20 protein-coding genes and 1 pseudogene are annotated in these 16,874 nt (G+C 68.1%); 12 read left to right on the top strand and 9 right to left on the bottom strand.

The window, feature by feature from the left end:
- Positions 1–23: 23 nt before the first annotated feature.
- The 3 genes from ACYUED_RS26225 to ACYUED_RS26235 all read right to left on the bottom strand — a co-directional run bounded on the left by ACYUED_RS26225 (position 24) and on the right by ACYUED_RS26235 (position 2,155).
- A complete protein-coding gene (locus ACYUED_RS26225; RefSeq protein ID WP_491285578.1) occupies positions 24–329 on the bottom strand; it encodes a hypothetical protein in 306 nt (101 codons plus the stop codon).
- 153 nt (positions 330–482) lie between these two features.
- On the bottom strand, positions 483–1,430 hold the full coding sequence (locus ACYUED_RS26230; protein WP_491285580.1) for a hypothetical protein: 948 nt from the start codon (positions 1,428–1,430) through the stop codon (positions 483–485).
- Positions 1,431–1,504: 74 nt separating this feature from the next.
- Entirely contained in the window at positions 1,505–2,155 is a 651-nt protein-coding gene (locus ACYUED_RS26235) for a hypothetical protein (RefSeq protein ID WP_491285582.1), read from the bottom strand.
- A gap of 371 nt (positions 2,156–2,526) precedes the next feature.
- On the opposite strand from ACYUED_RS26235, the pseudogene ACYUED_RS26240 reads away from it, so the two are divergent.
- Positions 2,527–2,841, top strand: a pseudogene (locus ACYUED_RS26240) (helix-turn-helix domain-containing protein); the annotation flags it as partial.
- 119 nt (positions 2,842–2,960) lie between these two features.
- Here the strand turns inward: ACYUED_RS26240 and ACYUED_RS26245 are convergent.
- From ACYUED_RS26245 to ACYUED_RS26260, 4 genes are all read right to left on the bottom strand, one after another.
- Positions 2,961–3,998, bottom strand: a complete 1,038-nt coding sequence (locus ACYUED_RS26245; protein ID WP_491285584.1) for a hypothetical protein — start codon at positions 3,996–3,998, stop codon at positions 2,961–2,963.
- The gene (locus tag ACYUED_RS26250; RefSeq protein WP_491285586.1) at positions 3,986–4,639 is read right to left on the bottom strand and encodes a hypothetical protein; all 654 of its coding nucleotides are present in this window, start codon (positions 4,637–4,639) and stop codon (positions 3,986–3,988) included. Before ACYUED_RS26250 ends, ACYUED_RS26245 begins: the two co-directional genes overlap by 13 nt.
- A 220-nt stretch (positions 4,640–4,859) precedes the next feature.
- Entirely contained in the window at positions 4,860–5,213 is a 354-nt protein-coding gene (locus ACYUED_RS26255) for a hypothetical protein (protein ID WP_491285588.1), read from the bottom strand.
- Positions 5,210–5,512 (bottom strand): hypothetical protein, encoded by a 303-nt coding sequence (locus ACYUED_RS26260; protein ID WP_491285590.1) that lies wholly within the window; start codon positions 5,510–5,512, stop codon positions 5,210–5,212. The genes ACYUED_RS26255 and ACYUED_RS26260 overlap by 4 nt, the downstream gene beginning before the upstream one ends.
- 159 nt (positions 5,513–5,671) lie before the next feature.
- Between ACYUED_RS26260 and ACYUED_RS26265 the strand changes: the two genes are divergently transcribed.
- The gene (locus tag ACYUED_RS26265) at positions 5,672–5,962 is read left to right on the top strand and encodes a winged helix-turn-helix domain-containing protein (RefSeq protein ID WP_491285591.1); all 291 of its coding nucleotides are present in this window, start codon (positions 5,672–5,674) and stop codon (positions 5,960–5,962) included.
- A gap of 534 nt (positions 5,963–6,496) precedes the next feature.
- On the opposite strand, the gene ACYUED_RS26270 is transcribed toward ACYUED_RS26265, so the two are convergent.
- On the bottom strand, positions 6,497–7,213 hold the full coding sequence (locus tag ACYUED_RS26270; RefSeq protein WP_491285592.1) for a hypothetical protein: 717 nt from the start codon (positions 7,211–7,213) through the stop codon (positions 6,497–6,499).
- A 515-nt stretch (positions 7,214–7,728) separates the two neighbouring features.
- Here ACYUED_RS26270 and ACYUED_RS26275 point away from each other — a divergent pair.
- From ACYUED_RS26275 to ACYUED_RS26320, 10 genes are all read left to right on the top strand, one after another.
- A complete protein-coding gene (locus ACYUED_RS26275) occupies positions 7,729–8,457 on the top strand; it encodes a hypothetical protein (protein WP_491285594.1) in 729 nt (242 codons plus the stop codon).
- A gap of 16 nt (positions 8,458–8,473) precedes the next feature.
- On the top strand, positions 8,474–9,331 hold the full coding sequence (locus tag ACYUED_RS26280; protein ID WP_491285596.1) for a hypothetical protein: 858 nt from the start codon (positions 8,474–8,476) through the stop codon (positions 9,329–9,331).
- Complete coding sequence (locus ACYUED_RS26285; protein WP_491285598.1) at positions 9,328–10,635, top strand: TadA family conjugal transfer-associated ATPase; 1,308 nt, start codon at positions 9,328–9,330, stop codon at positions 10,633–10,635. Before ACYUED_RS26280 ends, ACYUED_RS26285 begins: the two co-directional genes overlap by 4 nt.
- A 2-nt stretch (positions 10,636–10,637) precedes the next feature.
- The gene (locus ACYUED_RS26290) at positions 10,638–11,609 is read left to right on the top strand and encodes a type II secretion system F family protein (RefSeq protein ID WP_491285600.1); all 972 of its coding nucleotides are present in this window, start codon (positions 10,638–10,640) and stop codon (positions 11,607–11,609) included.
- Positions 11,606–12,529, top strand: coding sequence for a type II secretion system F family protein (locus ACYUED_RS26295; protein ID WP_491285602.1), 924 nt, complete (start codon positions 11,606–11,608; stop codon positions 12,527–12,529). Before ACYUED_RS26290 ends, ACYUED_RS26295 begins: the two co-directional genes overlap by 4 nt.
- A 67-nt stretch (positions 12,530–12,596) precedes the next feature.
- A complete protein-coding gene (locus ACYUED_RS26300) occupies positions 12,597–12,848 on the top strand; it encodes a hypothetical protein (RefSeq protein ID WP_266683111.1) in 252 nt (83 codons plus the stop codon).
- 55 nt (positions 12,849–12,903) lie between these two features.
- Positions 12,904–13,341, top strand: coding sequence for a TadE/TadG family type IV pilus assembly protein (locus ACYUED_RS26305; RefSeq protein WP_491294441.1), 438 nt, complete (start codon positions 12,904–12,906; stop codon positions 13,339–13,341).
- An 11-nt stretch (positions 13,342–13,352) separates the two neighbouring features.
- A complete protein-coding gene (locus ACYUED_RS26310; protein WP_491285605.1) occupies positions 13,353–13,790 on the top strand; it encodes a TadE/TadG family type IV pilus assembly protein in 438 nt (145 codons plus the stop codon).
- Positions 13,791–13,824: 34 nt separating this feature from the next.
- Entirely contained in the window at positions 13,825–14,313 is a 489-nt protein-coding gene (locus ACYUED_RS26315) for a TadE/TadG family type IV pilus assembly protein (RefSeq protein ID WP_491294442.1), read from the top strand.
- 5 nt (positions 14,314–14,318) lie between these two features.
- Positions 14,319–15,023, top strand: coding sequence for a hypothetical protein (locus ACYUED_RS26320; RefSeq protein WP_491285606.1), 705 nt, complete (start codon positions 14,319–14,321; stop codon positions 15,021–15,023).
- Here the strand turns inward: ACYUED_RS26320 and ACYUED_RS26325 are convergent.
- Positions 14,954–16,825: a sigma factor gene (locus tag ACYUED_RS26325; protein ID WP_491285607.1), complete on the bottom strand. Its 1,872-nt coding sequence runs from the start codon at positions 16,823–16,825 to the stop codon at positions 14,954–14,956. The genes ACYUED_RS26320 and ACYUED_RS26325 overlap by 70 nt on opposite strands.
- Between the last annotated feature and the right edge of the window lie 49 nt (positions 16,826–16,874).

Genomic DNA, 16,874 nt, shown 5'->3' on the forward strand with positions numbered 1-16,874 from the left:
CGCTGCTGAACCTGAATCGCTTCTCAGTACATGCGCCTGTTGCGGTTCATCGAATTGGCTTCCTCAGGCGTGACCTTCTCCGGCATGCTGTCGATCTCGCGCTGAATGTCCTCAAGTACCTTGTCGATACGAGCGCGTACCGTTTTGCGGCGGCCAGCCGCGTCGTTGTGCCACTTGTCGGCATTCTTGCCGACCCAGGACTTCGACGAGTCCCGGCCTCCTTTGCCGATGTCTCCAGCAGCTCTTTTGAATGCGTCGACGAAGTCGCCGCGCTCCTTCTCGAGTTGGCGCTTGAGTTTCTGCAGCCGTTCTCGTTCCGGGTTGTCCACCTTTGGCTTGTCGCCGTCGGTTGCTATGTCTCTCACTCCTGTAACCGGGTGGCGCCTCGTGATGCCGAGGCGCCAGACGTTCGCGGCGGGCCTTCGATTCCTTCGGGCGACCGGTGCCCTTGGACTCGGACTCTGCGGTTCGCCCCGGTCCGATCAGCGGTTCACGGACTGGATTTCCTGGACGGTGACGTCCTGAGAGGTTCCGAAGGTGCCGTCAGGGAGCTTGCCTGTCTCGCCGTTCGAGCCCTTCCACGTGATCTCCCAGGTGACGGTGGCCTTGAGCTTGTACGTGCCGTCGCCGGACGAGCGGAGGTAGGTGACGCCGCAGGGCGGGGATTCGTTGCCCTTCCCCTTGGCGTAGGGCTCACCGATGGAACCATCGGCGTTGATGGCGCACTCGCCGTTCCCTGGGAAGGTGGTTGCGTCAGTGGTGCCCGGCTCCAACTTGAGCGCGACAGGCTTGGCCGTCGTCGTGGACGAGAGGTTCCAACCTGCCACGTTGAGGGAGGCGGTCACGGACACAGCATGGAAGTCAGCCTTGTCGAGCCAAGCCCAGGTGGGGAGATTGACCTTCGTGATCTCCTGTGGGGCGAGAGTGATCTTGGTGTCGGGTACCTGGATTCTGCCGTAGGCAAGCCCGGCCAGAGTCTCTGCATCGATGGAATTCTCGACGTCGGGGGCAGCGCCGTTGTCGACCCAGAAGTCCGGCTTGCCGCAGTCCCAGATGTGGGGGTCCGTGGGGCGGCTGTCATCACGGGCCGAGGTCCAGAACATGCCCTTGCCGCTCTTCTTCTTGTTGAAGTCGGTGTAGGGGTGACCTTTGATGTACCGGTCCTCGAAGGCTGGCTGTGCGATTTCTTTGCCCGAGAAGAGAGGGGTATTGACCAGGTCCTTGTACTGCTGCTCTTTCGCGGCCGGTGTGTACTTCGGCTCGTACCAGCACGCAGGAGGGGTCCAGTTGCCCACAGCCGAGACTGTTCCGGTGGACTTTCCACGCCCATTCTTCGACAGGTTGAACTTCACCTGGGAAGCGATCTGCCGATCGTGAGTGCTGGCGCTGCTGTCCTCGTTGTACTGGGAGTCGTCGGTGATGGTCGCCATCGCAGCAGTAGGCATCGCAATTGACGCCGTAACTAACGCGAGTGTAGTGCCGAGTACCGATCCGAAGCGGTGCCTCACGGAGTGCACGCCTTGTTCCCCCTGTCCGACAGCCCGTTCGTCGTCTGCCATACGCCCTGGCTGTTCTTCTCGACCTTGACGTTGTAGAGGACGTATGAATCGTCGGTGACCGCAGTCTTGTTGGTCCTGTTGGTCTTGCGGACCTTGCTGTAGGCCGCGCTTTCGTCGGAGCAGTAGCGCACAGATCCCGACTTGTTGCCGGACAGCGTGACCTGAGGATCGAAGTACCGGATCTTGCCAGTGACCGACAGCCCCTTGTCGGCGAAGGACTGGACCCACCGCGAGGTAGTGACCAGCGCGTTGTCCCGGTAGTAGAAGGACAGCGACGTTTCCTTAGCGCTGCCCTGGGTGATGGCATAGTCGGTCGCCGTCTGCGCACCTTGGACGTCGGCCAGCACCGCGTCCTTGGTGGCATCGCCCGTCTTCCAGCCGTCGAAGACGTCTTCCAAGTCAGACGGCAAGGTGATCTTGGGCCGTTGCGCCCCTGTTGCTGACGCGCTCGGCGAGGCAGACGCCGTCGGATCGCCGGAGTCGGCGCCGGCGATCTTGTCGTTGTTGGACTTGTCGTCCCCGCTCCCGCATGCCGTCAGCAGAAGGGCTGCGGTCGCGGCGAGCGCGGCGGCAGCGGGCAATGTGCGGCGCTTCACAGTGGACTCCCCGTGAGACTGAAGTTTCGTCAAGGGCATGAACGCTATCGGTGGGGTTCCTGGTTTCGCCAGAGCGAACTTCCCTGTGAACGTGTGCAATTGTGGACGTAGCGGGCCTCTGTGGTGTGGGCTGTGTCTTGATCGTGCCCGAACGGATGGCGGCTCCGGGCACGTTCGTGTCTGCGCCCGGAGCCGTTGCCGCTGTGTGATTTCGGTTCGCTATCGCGGTGTCCTGAATCTCGAGCACAGGCTTGGCGGATACGCCGACGTTCGCGGCACCGGTTCGGCGCGATCGCCGGCCAGGGTCTCGGGCTTGCCGCGGTTGTCGGTCACTGTGCCGTCCGTGTCGATCTTGTGAAGGAGGAGGGTCCGTGAACCACTCCCAGTGGAAGACCCGGCAGGCCCGGCGGCTCATGGGCGAGAGCGTCGAGGAGTCGGCGGCTTAGAGGGAGGCCGGGCATGCGTTCGCGCTCGGTCAGGCGGTGTACGACCGGAGAGCCCAGCTCGGGTTGTCGCAGACAGAACTGGCGCGCCGAGCGGCCATGACCCAGGCCCAGATCTCGAACCTCGAAGGCGGTGACTCCGTGCCGACGTTGCCCCTGCTGACGAGGTTGGCCAAGGCCCTGGAGGTGTCGCTGACGATCGACCTGGATGGCGGCAGTTCTACGTTCGCATTCCACCCGCGCGACAGTGGTATCCGGATGAGGGGTGACGGATGGGGACTCGTCGACCGCCTGAATCGTCTGGCCTCTGGGTACGTCGGGCTGTGGACGGCCCCGGGGCTTGGGGGGCCGTCCACGGTTCGTCAGCGGTTGACGGCCTGGATCTCCTGGACGGTGACGGCCTGGGTGGCGCCGAACGTGCCGTCGGGCAGGTCGCCGCCCGCGACGCCGGTACCGGTCCAGTGGATCTTCCAGGTGATGGTGGCCTTGAGCGGGTAGGTGCCGTCGCCCGAGGAGCGCAGGTACTCCACGCCGCACGGAGGGGTCTCATGCGCCTTGCCGTTGGCGTAGGGCTCGCCGATCCGGCCGTTGTTGATCTGGCAGACGCCGGAGGCCGGGTAGGTCTGCGCATCGCTGGTGCCCGGCTCGATCTTCAGGGAGACCGGTTCGGCGGTGGTCGTCGCGGAGATCCCGAGGACTGGGACGGAGGCGGTGACGGAGACCGGCTTGAACGCGGCGCCGTCCAGCCAGGCCCAGGTCGGCAGGTTGACCTTGGTCGTGCCCGCCGGGGCGAGGGTCACCTTGGTGCCGGGGACGCGGATCTCGTTGTAGGCGAGTTCGGCGAGGATCTTCGGGGTCACGGCGTTGTCGATGTCAGCCGGTGGCGGATCGCCCTTGTCCACCCAGAAGATGGGCTTGGTGCACTTGTCCCAGCCGGGCGGGAAGCTCTTGTTGACGTACGAGTCCCACCAGTAGCCCTTGCCGGCCTTGTCCTTGTTGAAGTCCTTGTACGTGCCGGCGGTCTCGCCGCCCTTCTCGTACTTGTTGCGTTGCTCCAGGTCCCATTGGGACCCCGTCGACTCGGCGTTCCAGATCGGCTCGAGGTATGCCTTGAGCTGTGCGGGCGTGTACTTCGGGGCGTACCAGCAGGCCGGTGGGGTCCAGGAGGTGGCGGAGATGACGGGGCCGGCGGAGGCGCCGGTGCCGTTCTTGGAACGGTCGAAGACGACCGCTCCCGCGGTCGCGGAGATCTCCTGGCCTTTGCCGTCGCCGTTCACCTGTGTCTGGGAACCCGTGCCCTTGCCTCCGGGCACGAAATTCGCCCAAGCTGCGGGGCTGGATATCCATATGGTTGCTCCGACGACGGCAACGCATACCGAGAATCTGCCTACGGCTGGCACTGGGCTGCCCCCCTGGAGGAAACGATCTGAGACGTCTGCCAGATCCCGTCGGAGTTTTTGTCCAGTCTGGTGTTGTAGAAGACGTAGCTGTTCTTGTCGACCGGCGTCTTGGTGATCTTGTTGGTCTTCTTGTCCTTGCTGAAGCCTTTGCTCTCGTCGCCGCAGTACGAGAGGGTGGCCGACGTCTTGCTCGTCAACGTCACCTTGCGGTCGTAGTACCGCGCTTCGCCGGTGAGTGTGGCTCCTGCGTGCTTCCATTGAGCGATCCAGGAGAGCGCAGCTTCGAGTGCCTTGCCCGTGTTGTAGAAGGCGAGAGCATTGCCTTTGGAGTCTGTCCCTGTGATCGCGGCGTCCACGGCCTGCACGCTCGCCGCGCTGTCCGACAGCACGGCGTCCTTCACCGAGTCGCCCGTCTTCGTGTCCTCGAAGACCAAGTTCAGGTCCGAGGGCAACTCGATCTTGGGTCGGCCGGATGCGTTGGAAGCCGAAGCACTAGGCGAAGCCGACGTCGAGCTGTCTGCGTCCGCTCCCGCGATCTTGTCGTTGTTGCTGGATTTGTCGTCCCCGCTCCCGCATGCCGTCAGCAGCAGTGCTGCTGTCGCGGCAAGCGCGGTGGCGGCGGGCAATGTGCGGCGCTTCACTGTGGACTCCCCGTGAGACTGAAGTGTGGCAAGAGCACAAACGGTATCGGCGGGGTTCCTGGTTTCGCCAGAGCGAACTTCCCTGCGAACCTGGGCAATTGTGTACGCAATGGGCTGGTTCGGGGTGTGGGATGTGTGTCGATCGTGCTCAACGGGCGACGGCTCCGCACACGTTGGGTGTGACGCGCGCGGAGCCGCTGTTTCTGGGGGTTTCGGTTCGCTATCGCGGCACGCTGCACCTAGGGCAGGCGCACGGCGGGTACGCCGACGTATGGGGCACGGGTTCGGCTCGTCCGGTGGTCAGGATTTCGGTCCTTCCGCTGTCGGCGGTCACGGTGCCGGCCGTGTCGATCCGGTAGACGCGGATGGTGGGGCGGGAACTGGAGCGGGTGCGGTGGTGGGCGGCTTCCAGGAGTTCGAGTGCGTCCGGCTGGGGCGGGTAGTGCGTGGCGCACTCCGGGCACGCGTAGACGTTGAAGCCGGGGCCCGTGGCGGCGTGGACCTCGTGGACCAGGACCGGTTCGTCCGTGATGCGCTGGCAGCGGGCGCACATCCGCATCGCCGGGCGGGTCATCGAGCGGCCTCCGCCGGTACGCGCACGCCGTGGATGTGTTTCGGGCCTACGTCGATTCCGAGCGTTGCCAGGCAGGCTGCCCGGCGCCGTTCGCGTTGGCGGCGGTGTTCGGCGGGGTCCAGGAGGTAGGGGCGCACGAGGCGGGATGCGTTGCCGTTGAGGAGTTCGGTGAAGCGGGGAGGGGGCGGGAGCGGGGTGATTCGTAGTGGCGGAAGTGTGCCGAGGCGGTGGCGGCCACGGGGGCGTGGGGTGCACAGGGTCAGCATCCGCGTGAGGGTGCGGACGATAAGGTCCAGCATGTCGGCGCTCCTATTCAGCGTTGGCCATGCCCCGGGACGGCTTGCCTCCGTCGCCGGGGTTCTTTCGTGATCAGCCTACATTGCCGTACATGTCAGTGCATAGCAGTGCGCAGCAATGCAAGCATTGATGCAGCTCAGGGCTGTTTTACGGTGGTTGCTATGGCAGCAGACAGAGACGATTCGCCGATCGATCCCAACAAGATCGCCTACGTCTATATGCAGGTGGCCGACCACATTGCTGCGCGCATTGCTTCGGGCGAGCTGAGGCCGGGAGCGCGGCTGCCCGGGGAGCGCGATATGGGTGAGGAGTACGGAGTCGCCTACCTCACCGCCCGCCGCGCGGTCCGCGAACTCCGCGAACGCGGCCTCGTAGTCACGCTCCCGGCCAAGGGCACCTTCGTTGCGTACCCCGATGAAGCTGCCGAGCCGGCAGGCGAAGGTCAGGACTAACGCCGTCGCCTGAACCTTGCGAGAGGTGCAGCTTCACGAGCTGTGGCGGACGTGTCGACGTGCCCTCCCGCGGGTTCGGTTATTCGAAGTGAGCGGGGAGGGCTTTCCGCTCACCACGTATTTGGGACTGCGGTCTCTGCGACGTCCGCTGCCGGCCAGGGGGAGTTGCGGGTCGACCGGGATCCCGCAGATCTCTCCCGGAACGTTGTGGTGGCCGGGCAAGCGGGGCCGTGCCTTTCGGATTCGGGTCAATCGGCGCTCTTATACGCATGTCCAGCGGGGCGGCAAATCCGGTCATCAACTGACCCGCACAGGCGCCGGCGACAAGGGCCTGTGGTCGCAGGTGAAGTTCCGTAACGACGACTTCACCACCGCCTGTCCCGTCACCACCGCCTGTCCCGTCACCACTGACAACTGGGCGATCTGGGGTCCGCCGGCTGATCCCGGCCCGGCCCGACCCGACCCGAACAAGCTGACTCCGGAGAGTCGGTGAACCGCTGGCAAGCGACGGAGCGGTCGGTGCGGTTCGCTGGCTCAGTCCAGCTTCGCGTTCTGTGCCTTCACGAGGTCGGCCGGGATCTTGGCGCTGCCTGGCCGGCCGTACACGAAAGCGCTGCCGTCAAGGGTGAAGTAGTTGACGATCGTGTCACCGAAACGGAAGGTCTGGGTGCGGACGGTCTGCGCGCCCTTGTACTGGAAGGTGGCTGCGGCGGCGACCGACTGGTCACCGGTCGAGGGCGCGCGTTCCGCGGTCGCCGAGGTGTAAGTGGTGGCACCGGCAACGGACTTGGCGGTGAAGCCACCGGCGCACGAGGCTGCCGCCCGGGAGAGTTCCTTCATCGCCGTCTCCGCCTTGCCGTCGGCGTAAGTGGCGAGTGTGACGTAGGTGCCCATGGTGGTGGAGTTGCGCGCGACCCGTGTGAGCGAGGCTTCCGGTTCGCCGATGGGGAGTTCGTTCATCGCGTAGGCCAGCTGGGTGCAGGCGGCCTTGTCGACCCGCATCTCGTCCTGGCTGGCGGCGAGGGCGTCCCCCTTGGTGGGTGCCTTGAAGGTGTAGCCGCTGATATCCGCCCTTGTGACGACGAGCCGTGCGAGCCGCTCTTCGGGGCTCACCTGCTTTTTCGCAGTGGAGGTGGAAGCGGAGGGCGAGGCCGTGGACTTGGCGTCCGTGTCCGTGTCGTTGCCCGAGCAGGCGGTCAGTGCGGCGGCCAGGGACAGCGCGGACACAGCGGCCAGTGCGGCTCGCTTCATGTGGGGGTCTCCTCGGTGAGGCACGCATGGGCTCTTACGGGGTGAAGCCGGGGAGAAGCGGGCCGCCCAGCTCGTGTGCCCGCCCGCGGCGATCCATGATCATGGCACGGCGGTTTCGGGCCCTCGTGAGTGAATCGTGCAGGCATCATGGCCGCCGTGTGAGGGGTGCCCTCGGTCGGGCAACCTGTCGACATGGCAACGGATTCGCTTCCGCATAGATCGCCACCCTCGGAGGTGTAGCCCGCAACTGGTAAATCTGCACTTCAAGTTGCAGATGAATAACGGTGGACGCGCTGCGGTCCATGGGGCAGGACGCGCCTTGAGGGGCTTATGTGCGGCTGATACGGTGCCATGGCTTGACACTCACCCCAGCGATGGCTAATCGCCCAGGTCGGGTGGTACGTCCGACAGGTCCCGGACGTCTCCGCGCGGGCGACCTCAGGTGAAGTGTCCGGATTTGTAAAGAACTTGGCAGACGTAGCAGACAATTTGTTGGCTGTACGGGGAGCGGTTGCGTGAAGATCCAAGAGCGTACGGGGGCGGGCGCAGGACGTTCCGCCGCTCCGGCTCAGCCGTCGGTCGGTGACCGGCTTCCCGCACCGCCTCGCGAGCGCAAACCCGCGCTTGCCGCGCTGGCGGTGCTGTTGATCCTGGTGGGCGCGCTCGGGGCGACGATGCTCGTGCTGCGGGCCGGGGACCGGGTCGAGGTCGTCAAGGTGACGAAGGAGATCCAGGCCGGTGAGTCCGTCAGCGACAGCGACGTGACCTCCGTCATGGTCGCGGCCGACGACGGCATCAACTACGTCAAGTGGTCTCAGCTGAGCAGCCTCAAGGCCCTCAAGGCCAGGTCCACGATCTACAAGGACACGGTCGTGATGGGGCAGATGTTCGCCGGGGGCAGCAGCCTCCCGGCAGGCAAGGCCGCAGTCGGTGTGGCCCTCAAGGAGGGCCAGTACCCCGCGGACATCAAGCCGGGTGACGTCGTGGCCGTCTACAACGTCGACACCAACGGCTCCGGTTCGGACAAGACCAGCTCCAGCACCGGTTCCACCTCCACGTCGTCCGGCGGTCTCCTCGTCGGCAACGCGAAGGTCAACACCAAGGCCGAGGACAGCGACGCCACCGTGAGCACGGGCAACCTCTCGCTCACGCTGCTCGTCGACCAGAGCGACGCGGCCGCGGTCGCCCGGGCCGCGTCCGCCGGCGCGGTCGCCATCGTGCACGTCTCCGGCAACGGCAACTAAAGGCGGCTCCACACCCATGGCCCTCATCGCCCTCGCCGCCGACAAGGGTTCCCCCGGCGTCACCACCGCAGCGGTCGCCCTCGCGGCGGTCTGGCCGCGTCGCGTCCTGCTCGCCGAGACCGACCCGGCGGGCGGCGACCTGGTGTACCGCAGTGCCGCCGCGCACGGCGGACCGCTCAACCCCAACACCGGCATGCTGTCCATCGCGGCCACGGCCCGCCGTGGTCTGGTGCCCGACCAACTCTGGGACCACGTCCAGCCGTTGAGCGGCGGTCTCGAAGTCCTCGTCGGGCTCGGGAGTTCCGAGCACGCCGCCGGTCTCGCCGGGCTCTGGCCGACCCTCGGGCACGCCTTCGCCTCGCTCGCGGACTCGCCGAACGCGCCCGCCGACGTCATCGCCGACTGCGGTCGTATCAGCGGGGACACGCCTGCCGTCGACCTGTTCTCGCACGCCGCCTTGGTGCTGCTGATCAGCCGCACCGAGCCGGAGGCCATCGCCCGCGTCCGCGACCGCGCCGCCGCCCTCTCCACCAAGCTGCACGGCGGCCCGCGCGGCGCCGCGAGCCTCGCCACCCCGCTGATCGGCGTGATCCTCGTCGCCGACACGAACAACGCCGCCAAGCTCGCCGGCCAGGTCAACGACATGCTCGTACACGCGCAGACCGGTGCCCGCGTGGTCGGCACGATCGCCGACGACCCGGCCGGTGCCGACCAGTTGGCCGGACGCAAGCGCGGTCGCCTCGACAAGTCCCTGCTCATCCGCTCGGCCCGCAAGGTCACCGCGGACATCTACCAGCAGTACGGCGCCGCCTGGTCCGTCTCGGCGCAGGCCCAGCACGGCCATGTCAACGGCCATGCGGGGGCGGGGGCATGACCGCTGTCGACCACCAGTTGGTCAAGCGGTTCCGCCAGGACGCCGGTGACCGCATCGCGGAGCAGCGTCGTCTCGACCAGACGAACAACGTCACGCCGATGTCCACCGAGGACGAGCGGCAGTACGCCCGCGCGGTCATAGCCCAGATCCTGGAGGACTACGCCCGGACGGAGATCAACGCCGGGCGCACCCCTCTCGACGCGGAGACCGAGGAGCAGTACGCGGCGGCCGTGCACGCGGCGCTGTTCGGTGTCGGCCGGCTCCAGCCGCTGCTGGACAACCCCGAGGTCGAGAACATCGACATCAACGGCGCGGACCAGGTGTTCGTCGGGTACGCGGACGGCCGGGAGGTCACGGGCGATCCCGTCGCCGAGACCGACGAGGAACTCATCGAGCTCATCCAGGTGTTGGGTGCCTACTCGGGTCTCTCCTCCCGCCCCTTCGACTCCGCAAACCCGCAGCTCGACCTCCGACTGCCGGACGGTTCGCGTCTGTCGGCCGTCATGGACGTGACGCGGCGCCCGGCGCTCTCCATCCGTCGCGCCCGCATGGGCAAGGTCTTCATCTCCGACCTGGTCGGCAACGGCACCGTCGTCCCCGAGGTCGCGCACTTCCTGGCCTGCGCGGTCCGCGCCCGCAAGAACATCATGATCGCCGGCGCCACCAACGCCGGCAAGACGACGCTGCTGCGCGCCCTCGCCAACGAAATCCCGCCGCACGAGCGCCTCATCACCGTCGAGCGGGCGCTGGAGCTGGGCCTGGACACGTTCCCCGACCTGCACCCGAACGTCGTCGCCTTCGAGGAGCGCCTGCCCAACTCCGAGGGCCAGGGCATGATTTCGATGGCCGAGCTGGTCCGCCGGTCCCTCCGTATGAACCCCTCCCGCGTCATCGTCGGTGAGGTCCTCGGCGACGAGATCGTGACCATGCTGAACGCGATGTCGCAGGGCAACGACGGCTCGCTGTCCACGATCCACGCCAACAGCTCCAGCGAGGTCTTCAACCGTATTTCGACGTACGCGCTGCAGGCCAGGGAGCGGCTGCCGATCGAGGCCAGCCAGATGCTGATCGCGGGTGCGGTGAACTTCGTCGTCTTCATCCAGCGGCGCAACAACTTCCAGACGGGCGGCCGCCTCCAGCGCATGGTGACCTCGGTCCGCGAGGTCAACGGCGTCGACGGCCGGGTGCTGTCCAGCGAGGTGTTCGCGGAGACCTCCGACGGGCGGGTCGTACCGCACGCGCCCATCGCCTGCCTGGAGGACCTGATCGCGCAGGGCTACCGGCCCACCGGAACGTGGGGATGAACATGATGCCTGTCGCACTCGGTTCGCTCGGTTCCATGGGCGGCCTGTTTTCCACGACCGTCCTGTACTCGCTCGGCAGCGGCGTCGCCGTCGGCGGCGGACTCGCGCTGCTCATGGTCGCCGTACGCGGACTGCCCGCGAAGCCCGACCACGAGAAGCAGAAGGCCGCCGAGCGGGCGAGCGAGCTGGTCCGGTTCGCCGGACAGCGCGGTTCGCTGGCGGCCATCGTCGGCCTCGTCGTACTGCTGCTGACCCGCTGGGCGGTGGCCGGCATCGCGGCCGGCATCCTCGTCTTCTTCTGGGACCGCCTCTTCGGCGGCGCCGCGGAGGAGAAGGCCGGCATGCGCCGCGTCGAGGCCCTCGCCTCCTGGACGGAGTCGCTGCGCGACACGATCGCCGGCGCGGTGGGCCTGGAGCAGGCCATCCCGGCGTCGGCCCGCGCCTCCGCACCCGTCCTGCGTCCTCACCTGGACGCGCTCGTCGACCGACTCCGGTCCCGTACCCCGCTCCCCGACGCGCTCCAGCAGCTCGCCGACGAGATCAACGACGCGTCCGCCGACATCATCGTCGCCGCCCTCATCCTCAACGCCCGCCTGCGCGGCCCGGGTCTGCGCCAGGTTCTGGGCGCCCTCGCCAAGTCGGCGCGCGAGGAAGTGGACATGCGCCAGCGCGTGATGGCGCAGCGTGCGTCGACCCGCCGGTCGGTGCAGATCGTCATCGCGGTCTCGATCGCCTTCGTCCTCGGCCTGTCCGTCTTCAACCGAGACTTCGTGGCGCCGTACGGGACGGCCGTCGGCCAGCTCGTACTCGCCGGTGTGTGCGGTCTCTTCGCGCTCGGGTTCTGGTGGCTGCGCAAGCTGTCGACCATCGAGACACCGGAGCGGTTCCTGGTGCGGGACGAGTCGGCGGTCCAGTTCGTGCGACCCCGTACTCCGGCCCAGCACGCGCAGCACGAAGAGGGGGTACGACGGTGAACCTGACGATGCCGATCGTCATCGGCGCGATCCTGGGTCTGGGCATCTACGCCCTCGTACGCGCCCTGATGCCGTCGAAGCGCAGCGCGGTCTCGCAGGTCGCGCGAATCGACGCGATGCGGGCCAGGGGCGCGGCGTACGAGTCCGCACGGACGGCTGCGGACAAGGGCCGCCTCGGTGCTCTGCGGGCCGAAGTCGGCGTGCGCGTGGCCGAGTTCTACCTGCAGCAGGGCTGGGAGCAGCGTTCGCTGCGCGCCGACCTGTCGGTGCTGGAGCGCAGCTGGGAGAAGTTCCTGGCGACGAAGGTGCTGCTGGCCGTGGCGGGCCTGTTCTTCGGCCCGTTCATGTTCGCGGTGGTGTGGACGCTGGGTTTCGGCAGCAGCCCTGCCATCCCGGTCTGGCTGGCTCTGGCCTTCGCCCTCGCCTTCTTCTTCCTGCCCGATCTGGAGGTGCGGCGGGACGCGGCCGAGAAGCGGCGCGACCTGCGGCGCGTGATCGGCGCGTATCTGGACCTGGTGTCGATGAGCCTCGCCGGTGGCCGCGGTCTCCCCGAGGCGCTCATGGCCGCGGCGGAGGTGTCCGACGGCTGGGCCACGCAACGCATCCGCAACGTGCTGGCCGACGCCCGCATCACCGGTATCAGCCAGTGGCAGGCACTGGGGCAACTCGGCGAGGAGATCGGCGTGGAGGAGCTCAAGGACCTCTCCGCCTCGCTCGCCCTGGTCGCGGACGACGGCGCCAAGGTGCGTGAGTCCCTCGCCTCCCGTGCGGAGACCATGCGGCACCGCGAACTCGCCGAGATCGAGGGCAGCGCGGGTGAGAAGTCGCAGTCGATGCTCGTGGCCCAACTCCTGCTGTGCGCGGGCTTCCTGGTGTTCCTGATCTATCCGGCGGCGATGCGGGTGTTCCAGGTGCAATGACACGCGCGCGGACGACCCAAGACTACGAACGACTACCGGCGAACTGCTTCTGAGAGGACAACGCACCATGATGGGACGGAACTTCAACACCGGAATCCCGGCCGTGGACTTCCTGGTCACCTTCCTGCAGGGCCGCGTGCAGCGCGCCCGCTCCGGCGAACTGGACCGCGGTGCCTCCGCCGTCGAGTGGGTCATCATCTCCGCGGTCGTCGTGGCGATCGTCGGCGTGGTGGCCGCGATCATCAACGCGGCGTTGAGCAAGGGCGCCACCAAGGTCAGCACCTGCATCGACGGCGCCAAGGCGAGCGGCACCTGCTGATCGCACGTACGTACCTAAGAAGTTGACGGGGGTGCCGGCAAACGTGGGCAGATGGATGCGCCGCAGGGTGGGGACCGCACGCAGGGCCGCGGCCACCCGTGGTGATTCCGGAATGACCGCGATCGAGTTCGTGCTGCTCACGCCGGTCCTGTTCTTCATGATCTTCGCCACGGTGCAGTTCGCGCTGTACTTCTTCGCCGACCACGTGGCCCAGGCGGCCGCCCAGGCCGGCGCACGCAAGGCCCGCGCCACGGCGCACGATTCCCCGGGCGGGTGGCGGGGCGAGGCGCAGGGCGTGGTGGACAGCTACATCAGCCAGCTGGGCCCGCAGTTGGTCCTCTCGCCGAATGTGAAGATGCTCCAGCCCGAGCAGAACACGGTGGGCGTGGAGATCACGGCGAAGGTGCCGACGGTGTTCCCGGGGCTGAGCTTCACGGTGCACGCGCAGTCGGAAGGCCCGGTGGAGAGGTTCGTACGGGACGACGGGAACTAGGAAAACCAGGAATGACACTCTCTGCCCTCAGGGATCTCTTCCACGACCGTGGACCCCGGGACGACCGTGGCCTCTCCGCGATCGAGGTGGTGATCCTCGCTCCGGTGATGATCCTGTTCATCCTCGTCCTGGTGGCCTTCGGCCAGATGGTGGACGGACGGGGAGCGATCGACGGGGCGGCTCGGGACGCGGCACGTTCCGGATCCCTCCAGTGGGACCAGGGCAACGCCATGGCCGAGGCACGCAAGGCGGCCGAGGCCGACCTGACCGACGTCTGCTCCGGCCCGGTCACGGTGACCAAAACCAGCGTCGGCTTCGCGCACACGGACCTCTTCACCGTCCAGGTGAGCTGCGAGATTCGGGGGCTGGCCATGCTCGGCCTGGACATCCAGACCCGGATGTCGGGCTCGTTCACCGCCCCGCTGGACCCGTACAAGAGGAAGGCGTGAGGAAGGCGTGATGGGCGCGCAAGAGGAGAACCGGATGGGCGAGTCGAGCAGGCCCGCGAAGGCCGCGGCCGCCCTGCGCACCTGGCTGTCCGCCCGCCGCGCCCACCTCGACGACCGCGGCTCGGGCGCCGGCGCGGTCATCATCTTCGCGCTCGTCTTCCTCTCCCTCTCGGCCTTCGTCATCGACGGAGGCCTGTCCATCTCGAAGCGGGAGCGCGCGGCCGACATCGCGGAACAGGCCGCCCGTTACGCCGCCCAGGACATCAACATCGACGACCTGTACCAGAACGGAGGCGGCGACGCCCCGATCAACTACCAGAACTGCGATGCCCGCGTGAAGGCCTTCGCCCGGCAGATGGACATGTCCGGCGCGGACACCGCCGCGACCCACTGCGTGGCGGCGAACGCCCAACAGGTGCAGGTCGAGGTGCAGTTGACGTACTCGCCGATCTTCACGGGGATGTTCTACGGCGGTGACGTGATCGTGCACGGGCAGGGCGTGGCGCAGAACCAGGTCGGCTGAGGCGAGTGCGACGGAGACAGGCGGAGCCGGTCATCGAGCCGGTTCCGTGGGAACGGGCGGGATGGTTCGCGGTCACCGACATGGTGCGGCAGGCGACGCTGCGCCGTAAGAAGCTGACCGGACAGCGGGCCGTGCGTGTGGCGACGGCACAGGCGGGAGTCCGGTACTTCGCCCCGGTCGCGCTCGTCTCCGCCACCGAGGACGAGATCCCGTCGTACGCCCTGTACGAGGCCACGCGGCCGGAGTACCTGCTGTGCTCACTCACCCCCGAGAAGCGCGGTGCACGCTACCGCGTGACCGACGGACAGGGCGTGGAACTGGGCCTGGCCCACCGGACCGCGGCCGCCAAGCGCACCATCCAGCACAGCTGGCGGCTCCAGCAGCGCGGTCACGCCGACATCGTGGCCCGCTACCACTGGGCGCGGGGCAGCGCGAAGGACGTCGCGGAGCGGGGCAAGAAGACCGTGGTCCGCGAGGCCGGAAAACTCGCCGAGGGTGTCGTCGACTCGCTGCTCAGCTTCGGAGCCGACGACGACACCGGAGCGTCCAGTTCGTACAGCGCCAAGCCGATCACCTGGCGCGCGGACGGCGAAGAGGAACCCGTGGCCCTGACGGCCGGTCGTGTGGAGGGTGCCACGACCTACCTGCCGCACGCGGCCTGGCTGGACCGCCGACTCGCCTTCGCGTTGGGCGTGTTGCGGGAGGCGTGACGGCGGTCAGCGGTGCGGTCCCGCGCCGACCCCTTGTCCGTGCCCGTCCGCGCAGCCGTCCCCGGGGGGGGCGCGGGGGGCGATGGCGCGGACGGCGCGGATGGCTCGGGAACGGGTTGGTTTTCGGATCCGGTGGGCTGGCCCGTGGACCCGGGCGGCGTGCTCGGCGACGGGGCCGGGGTGTCCTCAACAGGCGGGGTGTCCTCGCCAGGCGGAGCGTCCTCAACAGGCGCGGGGTCCGCGGGGGTTGGGGTCTCGGACGGCGGTGCGGGCGGGGGAGCCGGGGTGCTCGGCGCGCTCGGGGTGCCCGGGACTGTGGGTTCGGGGGCGTTGTCGGTGGGGGGTGCTGGAGGTGCGGGGGGTGCCGCCGGGGGTGCCGGAGTGTGCTTCCGCGGGGGTGCCGGGGGTGCCGGAGTGTGCTTCCGCGGGGGTGCCGGGGGTGCCGGAGTGTGCTTCCGCGGGGGTGCCGGGGCCGGGGCTCCCGGAGCCTGCGGCTCTTCGTGCTCCCTTCCCGTCGCGGGGGGAGCCGGATGCGTGCCCTTGGGCGTGGTCTCGGTCGGCTTCTCCGGCACGGTGCCGGACGGCGACGGGGTGTCGCCCGTCTGCTCTCCCGCGGTCTCCCCGTCCGAGGTCACTCGGTCCTGTTCACCGCCGTGCCCGCCATTCACCCGGGCTGATGTGCCATCCCTCTCCGGCAGCCCGACCGGCAGGCCCTTCGCCGGCGGAGCCACCGCTGCAGCCACCGGCACCTTCGCTACCGGCACCTTTGCTACCGGTACCTGCGCCAACGGCGCCTTGGCGGCAGGTGCCTCGGCCACCGGTGTCCGTTGCTCCGGAACCGTGGACGAGTCGAGCGAGCCGAGCACGAGAAGCACCGCGGCGACACCTGCCGCAACCGCGCCGCCCGCAGCCGCCGCCTGCGTCTTCGAGCCGCCGACAGCGGCTTGGCGCACCGCATGCAGCAGCCCGCCACCGTGCCCGCCACCCGCTGCGAACGTGGCACCGGCAGAACCGGCCGTGAAGGCGAGCAGGAACTTCCCCCCGGCGCCCACCACGAACACGAGCAGCGCCGGACCGACGAGCGCGGGCAACCGGTCGTTGGCGCTCATCAGGGCGGCGAGCCGCGCCCGGCAGTCGTCGCACCCGTCCACATGCCCGAGCAGCCGCTCGGACTGCTTCGCCGTCGCCGCACCGCGCACGTACGCGGGCATACGACTCCAGTGGACCTGGCAGACGGGATCGTCCGGAGCGCCGGTCTGGGTCTTCAGGAACGCCTGCCGCATGCCCTCGCGGGCGCGGTGCAGCAGTACGGCCGTGGCGCCCTCCCTGGTGCCGAGCTGCGGGCCGATCGCCGCCAGCGGCTGGCCCTCGGCCTCGGCCAGCCACAGTGCTTTCACCCACCGCTCGGGCAACTGCCCCAGCACACGCACCACGAGGTCGACGGAGGACACCTGCTCGGCAGGGTCCTTCCCATACGCGCACCCACCGGTCTCGCCCCGCTCGTCCCCGTGCGGATCCTGCGGAGTCTCGCGTACGGCGCTACCTGCGGCGATCGCGAGGTGCCGCACCGTCGTCATCAGATACGCCGGCATGTTCTCGATCTCGTGTCCCGCCGCCAGCCGCCGCCACACCTTGAAGTGCGCCTCGGCGACGAGGTCTTCGGCGGTCCAGGCGTTCCTGGTGAGCGAGCGGGCATACGCGACCAGACGCGGTTGCTGCTCCTCGTAGACACGGGCGTAAGCGGCCGTGGCCGTAGCGGTGGGGGAGGCCGGTGCGGCCACCGCAGGGGAACCGTCGGACATGGCGGAACGCTCCAGTTGCCTACTGAGGGTGGGGAGTTTTGTAAGCGTA

This window comes from Streptomyces sp. DF42, assembly GCF_058267695.1.